The following is a 6,274-nucleotide window of genomic DNA, read 5'->3' as shown; positions in this document are numbered from 1 at the left end:
CTATGGGTGCTTGGCTTGATGTTTGCCTGGTATTGTCTCGCTATGCTTGGCTCCATCGCCGCCATACGGCTTCACTATAAAAGATCGACCCAGCGGGGGGGAGCCGTTACCCTAGATGCAGAGCCATTCATTTTTGGAACCAGGCGGTCCTGGGCTTATGCTGTTGGCGGCGGAACAGCTCCCAGTCTTCTTATACGTGCCCTCGAAGCGCAACGATCTCGGTGGACATTGATAATGACAATCCTCGTTCGGTTGCTGAGGATCGCGCTTGTCACAATCCTATGCATCGTCGCTTTCGCGGCATTGTTTGAATTCTTGAACGCCGTTCCGACACATCTTTCTCTCCCCGATCATCCTCAGGGAGGCGTCGCAAATCCGAGAGGTTCGCTGGTTTTCGATGCGCTCGTGTGGGGAGTGGTATTCCGTGCGTCGGGCTATCTCTTCAATGGCACGATCCCGTTGCTGATCGTTCTGGCGGTGACAGAATGGAAATCGGCGAAGAGTTGGAGATGGTATCTCACCATCTGGATCATCGCCGGGCTGCTGGCAACGGGTATCCCCGTCAATGATCCCTTAAGGCTTTCAGCCGCGCTGCTTGCGGCTGCTGCAACTGGCTATCTTTACTGGCTTCTCGCCGGAAAATCAGCAGGTGATTGGCTGCAGGCCTGGCAGATGCGGGAACCCAATGCTGGCCGCAAACTGCTGAATTATGCCGCTTATGTCGTCCTGGCATATCTCGGTTACCAACTTTCCGGCTATCTCTATTATGGCGGCAAGCTGCTTTGGGTCAGTTCTGGTCCCGAGCCTGACCCTGGGACGCCTCCATTTCATGTCAGATTCGAACGAGAAATGACTGCGTCCCAGAAGGTCGCCATGATGGATTTTCCTGATCCAGCTTCCTGTCTCAAGGAGGCAGAGACGGATGACCTGTCGACAGATCGCCTAAAGGAGATGGACTGGGATCGGATAGACAACGAGGACGAAGCGGAGGTCTGTATGTTCAGACTGCTGGGTTCCTACGAGAACTTATCCTACGCAACCGACTGGTTCGAAGCGCAAGGCTTTGACGTGCCCCCGAACTTCAGTAGCGCTCGCCCTTACATAGAGTCGGACGGCACGCAGCGGGTTACTGGCGGGTATTCGATCCGAAAGAACGGCCCCAAATTTCCGACTAAGGGAGTCATTCGTCGGGCTTTTAGATCGATACCATATGGCATGTCCGTTGATGCGACTTGGTCGAAGGACGGTAAGCAGTTGCTGTGGGTGCAGACGGGCTTCAGCACTCTGTGAGATGAGTCGCGATGTTAATTGGGGCCAGGGGAAAACAAGGAAATGGACAGTTTGCTTTTCTTCCTTGGAGACATCCTGAACGATTGGCTAACGGGCAATTCATCGAAATCGGTGTTTATGCGTTGGGTGGAGCGCATAGTTATCGCGGTGGTAATCATGCTCATCACCCTCGTGCTGTTTTACATGTACCGCACTTGACGCCGGGCATTGGCGTTGGGGGCCACAGCGGTGAGCCACAGGTGGATTCACAACGGACCTGAATAGGAAAATTGATGCCAAGATTTTTTACTACAATCATTTTTCTTGCGACGCTTTGGGCGGTCTCCGCTGAGAAATCATCCGCAGCCATGTGGCTGATAAGGGGGCCAGCCAACACTAGCATGGCTGCCGACCCCGCCTGTAAAGGTCGCGACATCGAGCGCAGCGCGCCTGACGACCACCATCTGTGGATTGACTGCTGGATTGGGGAAAAGCATGTCACGCTTTTGATCTCTTCGGTCGCGCCTTTTGTCGCAAAGGACTTCACCTTCAAAAACGCAGTCCCGATGTTTGAGAAGATTACCGCCGGAACAGAATGGTCGGCCTTCAAGGACAAGGTTAAGTTCATAGGCGGTACGTCATTCGCAAGTTTCGAGCCTTTCGCTCAAATGAGATTGATTGGCAGGCTGTGTGACGTCGGGGAGCAATGCCCGAATCCACGGGAAAGAATCGTTGCCCTCAAGATGCTGGGAACTTCCAGGGTGACGGTTTCGCTGATTGTGATGGGAGACGTCGAGCAAAAAGACTACATTGTGCATGGGAAGCGCGTTGCAACTTACCGGTATTTCCCAGACCCCATTGCTACCATGGTTGACACATTTAACTTTGCGACCATTCAAAACCCGCCGTACTAGATGGATGATCGTCGTCGAAGACGGAAATCTCGCCTCGCTCTCCAACCACGGCAGCCGTGACGTCTATCGTGTCAGGCGATAGCGTGGGGCTCCAAGCTTGACGTCGAAGAGCAGACCACCCTCACGACAGCGCAAAAATCCTCACTTCCCGCCCGATGCCCTGGAGCTCCGCCATCCGGGAGGCCGATGTGATGCCGCTGTCGCGCAGGATCTCTGAAACTTGGGCATCCTCGACGATCGCCTCCGTCGTCATGATCACATTGGGATCGGCAAGGCCCTGGACGCGGGAGGCGATATTGACGGTCTGGCCGAAGTAGTCCTGCCGGTCGTTCAGGTTGACTGCCAGGCATGGCCCCTCATGGATGCCGATCTTCAGGAGAAGATCGTCGCTGCCGTGTTCGGTATTCAGCCGAAGCATCGCCTCCCGCATCTTGAGTGCGGCGGCTACCGCGCGGTCCGGGCTCGGGAAGGTGGCCATCACGGCATCGCCTATGGTCTTGACGACGGCTCCGGCCTCGGTGGCGACGATCTCGTGAAGAACCCGGAAATGGGCGCGCACCAGATCGAAGGCGGCAAGATCTCCGACGCGCTCGTAAAGCGCGGTCGAGCCCCTCAAGTCGGTGAAGAGGAAGGTCAGGCTGGTGATCTTGAGGCGCTGGTCGACGTCGAGTGTGTCGGTCCGATAGATGTCGCGGAAGCTCTGGTTCGTCAGCAGACGCTTGGCTGTCAGAAATGGCCGCCTGCGGCCCAGCAGGTCGTGCAGCTCGTCTCCTGCGATGCAGACATTCGGCACCACTCTGCGATCGGTGTGGTTTTCGAGCGTGAGCCGCAGTGAGCCCGGGCGCAGGGTCAGCGTTTCGTTCAGCGCATGCGTCCGACTGATGATCATCGAGAGGGTTTGACGTTCGTCGGTAGGTTCACCCTGCACGTCGATGAACTGCGCCGAGTGGGTCACGGGATCGAAGATGATGACGAATTGCGCCGGCAGCTGCAGCGAGACGAAGGCCTTCTCGCCCGGAGCCAACTCGATCATCTCCAGCTGGATGCGTGAGAATCTCGCTTCGAGATCGTCAGGCAGGTCGACGCCCGAGCTGAAGAAGATCTGGCGGTAGTACTCGAGCGGCGGCAACCGATCGGGGTCGTGGGCGGCAATCCTGCGCACGCGCGGGCTGACCGTGAACGTGACCTCCACCATCTCGTCGAGGGTGGGCTCGTATCCGGCCGCGCAGAGCGCGCAATGGTACGTCTCGTGGACGACGGTTTTGAGGGTTGCGCCGCTGTCGAGGACGCCGCCGCATCCCGGGCAAAGGACATTCCAGGTCATCTCGAATGCGCCTATGCGGGCTGCATGCAGAAAAGCGGCGATGGTTTTCTCTTGGTCGAGATCATGCTTATCGGCGAAAGCGAGCGCATTGATGCGATTGAGTTCACGATCCGAGCCATGCGTGACGACGTTTTCGATGCACTCAACCGTCTGCGGGTCAGCCGCCTGTCGCAGGGAGGCAAAAAGTACGTCCACTTCGCTCATCAGACAAGTCTCCGTGTGCAGAACCCACGGCGGACGACGCCAGGATGGGGATCATAACACGAGGGTTACCCAATAGAAATCTAAAGGCTTGGATGCTGCTTGCTTCCCAATCGAAGGCGGGTTTCAGTTCCCCTTGTATATCCGCTTCAGCGCAGCCAGCAGCGCATCCATCTCATCGCGCGAAAACAGCTCGATGAAACGCTGCTCGTGCCTATCGATCAGCGCACGCGCTCGCGCGAGCATTGCGCGTCCAGCCTTCGTCAGATGAAGTTCCTGGCGGCGGCGGTCGGCCGCGGAGGGGCGGCGCTCGATCAGGTCGCGGGCTGCCAGCCGGTTGACGAGGGCCATCATCGTCGCCCGGTCGGTGCCGAGCGTATTGGCAAGGTCGATCTGTGATGCGCCCGGATTGCCGGCGACGAGTTCCATCACCGCCAGCTGCTTCTGCGTCAGCGCCAGTTCCTCCATGGTTTCGGCGAAGTCGCGATAGATCGCGACATGGGCCATGCGCAGATGAAATCCCAGCAGGTCGCCAAGCCGGCCGACGTCGAGGCCCGGCGTCGCGGGCGCATCTTCGCCCTCGAAATCGTCCTGCGGTGATTTTGTCGCCATCGTTCGTTCTCGCCTCGTCCAGGCGCCATAACCATCAAAATCAGCGGGTTAGTCAATATCCGGAGTGTGGATTTCCTCGCGCCATTCGAGCGATCGGATTTGCCTTAAACAGCCTCTTGCATCACAGGAAAAAGATATTAGTATGTGTTGCATACAAATTTGATGCCTGCCGCGGGGAGCGGTGAGCATGGGAGGAGAAAATGGCGCATTCCTTTTCCGGGATGGCTTCGTCGGCGGATTGCGGACTGGTGACGGATGATCCGATCCTTTACCGCGCCCGCGTCGCACCGGACCGTCCGGCCCTGTTCGAGATCGCTACCAACAGGCAGCTCAGCTATGCCGAGCTCGATGCGCGGATCGCCCGCTGCACCGGTTTCCTGAGCGATGTGCTCGGAGCGCGCCGCGACGGGGCGCGTATCGCCATGCTGGCGCGCAACGCGATGGATTCGATCGTGCTTGCCTTTGCCTGCCAGCGTGCCGGCGCCATCTACGTGCCGCTCAACTGGCGCCTCAACGCCGCCGAGCTTCGGCCGATCCTTGCCGATTGCGCGCCGGCTCTGCTCGTTCACGACGAGGAGTTCGCGGCAACCGTCGCCAGCCTTGCGGACGCCGATCCTGAGATGGTGGTGATATCGACGGCCGACGGTCCGGCCGGGCTCGCCGCGCGGATCGAAGCGAGCCTTCCGGCCGCTCCGGTGCCCGCCGATGCCGATGCACCCTGCGTCCTTCTCTACACCTCGGGCACGACGGGACGGCCGAAAGGCGTTGTTATCACCCGCCGCAACGCCTTCTTTGCCGCTATCAATTTTTCCGTCGTGGGCGAGATCGGGCCGAGATCCGTCGCCCTGTGCGACCTGCCGTTCTTCCACACGATCGGGCTGATCGCGGTGGCGCGAACCACATTGATGCTAGGCGGCACGCTTGTCGTCTCCGACCGCTTCACCCCGGCGCGCACACTCGCTGCCCTTGCCGACCGGCAGCGTGCCATCACCCATTATTTCGCCGTGCCGCAGATCGCGCTCGCCTTGCGCAACGATCCCGCCTATAGCGCCGCGGCGCTCGCCGGCCTGCATGCGCTTTTCGTCGGCGGCGCGCCGCTGACGCGGGCGCTGATCGAAAGCTATCTCGATGACGGCGTTGCGCTGGTCAACGGCTATGGCATGAGCGAGGCCGGAACGGTGCTGCACGTGCCGATCGATCGGCGCGCCGTGCAGGACAATCCCGGCAGCGTCGGTCTTCCCGCGCCCTTGCTCGACATTCGTATCGTCGGCGAGGACGGCCGAGAGGTTGATGAAGGCGAGATCGGCGAACTCTGGCTGCGCGGGCCGGCGGTGACACCGGGCTACTGGAACAAACCTCAGGAAACCGCTGCTGCCTTTGCCGACGGCTGGTACCGCACCGGCGATCTCGGCCGACGCGAAGCGAACGGCTTCTATCGCATCGTCGACCGGCTGAAGGACATGTACATCAGCGGTGGCGAGAATGTTTATCCCGCCGAGGTCGAAGCGGCACTCGCAAGTCATCCCGATATCCTCGACGCGGCGGTCGTCGGCATTCCCGATGTCCGATGGGGCGAATGCGGCCTCGCCTATGTCGTGCTGCGGCCGGGTGCCGTGGCCACGGGCGATGAGATCGCCGGCCATTGCGCGGTAAGGCTCGCCGCCTTCAAGCGTCCGGCCCGCATCCTCTTCGTCGAGGCCATTCCCCGCACCGCCTCCGGCAAGGTGCAGAAACATGTCCTGCGCCAGTTTCATTTTGACGAAACCCTTCAACGACAGGCCCTGTGAAGCGGCCCCGGCATTCACGCCGAAACCCATGGAGTAACCTCATGATTGAAAAGAACACGACTGATATGCAATCGCCGGTTCTGGTCGAATTCGATAATGGCATCGCCTTCGTGACCCTCAACCGTCCGGAAAAGCGCAATGCGATGAACCCAGCCCTGAATATCAGG

Annotated in this window: 6 protein-coding genes and 1 pseudogene; 5 read left to right on the top strand and 2 right to left on the bottom strand. The window is 59.5% G+C overall.

Going from position 1 to position 6,274, the window contains the following annotated elements:
- Positions 1-234 precede the first annotated feature (234 nt).
- The 3 genes from FY112_RS02165 to FY112_RS02160 all read left to right on the top strand — a co-directional run bounded on the left by FY112_RS02165 (position 235) and on the right by FY112_RS02160 (position 2,183).
- Positions 235-1,290, top strand: coding sequence for a hypothetical protein (locus FY112_RS02165; RefSeq protein ID WP_151517545.1), 1,056 nt, complete (start codon positions 235-237; stop codon positions 1,288-1,290).
- Between the two features lie 42 nt (positions 1,291-1,332).
- The gene (locus FY112_RS36560) at positions 1,333-1,488 is read left to right on the top strand and encodes a hypothetical protein (protein ID WP_181018128.1); all 156 of its coding nucleotides are present in this window, start codon (positions 1,333-1,335) and stop codon (positions 1,486-1,488) included.
- A 74-nt stretch (positions 1,489-1,562) separates the two neighbouring features.
- Complete coding sequence (locus FY112_RS02160) at positions 1,563-2,183, top strand: hypothetical protein (RefSeq protein ID WP_151517544.1); 621 nt, start codon at positions 1,563-1,565, stop codon at positions 2,181-2,183.
- A gap of 121 nt (positions 2,184-2,304) precedes the next feature.
- Here FY112_RS02160 and FY112_RS02155 read toward each other — a convergent pair whose 3' ends face one another.
- Together FY112_RS02155 and FY112_RS02150 are read right to left on the bottom strand one after the other, a co-directional pair.
- Positions 2,305-3,711 carry an adenylate/guanylate cyclase domain-containing protein gene (locus FY112_RS02155; RefSeq protein WP_131622194.1) on the bottom strand — a complete coding sequence of 469 codons (1,407 nt, stop codon included), beginning with the start codon at positions 3,709-3,711 and terminating at the stop codon, positions 2,305-2,307.
- Between the two features lie 123 nt (positions 3,712-3,834).
- On the bottom strand, positions 3,835-4,320 hold the full coding sequence (locus FY112_RS02150) for a MarR family transcriptional regulator (RefSeq protein ID WP_151517543.1): 486 nt from the start codon (positions 4,318-4,320) through the stop codon (positions 3,835-3,837).
- 200 nt (positions 4,321-4,520) lie between these two features.
- Between FY112_RS02150 and FY112_RS02145 the strand changes: the two genes are divergently transcribed.
- Together FY112_RS02145 and FY112_RS02140 are read left to right on the top strand one after the other, a co-directional pair.
- Positions 4,521-6,107, top strand: coding sequence for an AMP-binding protein (locus FY112_RS02145; RefSeq protein WP_151517542.1), 1,587 nt, complete (start codon positions 4,521-4,523; stop codon positions 6,105-6,107).
- A 41-nt stretch (positions 6,108-6,148) separates the two neighbouring features.
- Positions 6,149-6,274, top strand: a pseudogene (locus FY112_RS02140) (p-hydroxycinnamoyl CoA hydratase/lyase); the annotation flags it as partial.

The organism is Rhizobium sp. PEPV16 (genome assembly GCF_008919455.1).
Taxonomy (GTDB): Bacteria; Pseudomonadota; Alphaproteobacteria; order Rhizobiales; family Rhizobiaceae; genus Rhizobium; species Rhizobium leguminosarum_Q.
This window is presented reverse-complemented; position numbering and strand designations above follow the sequence as displayed.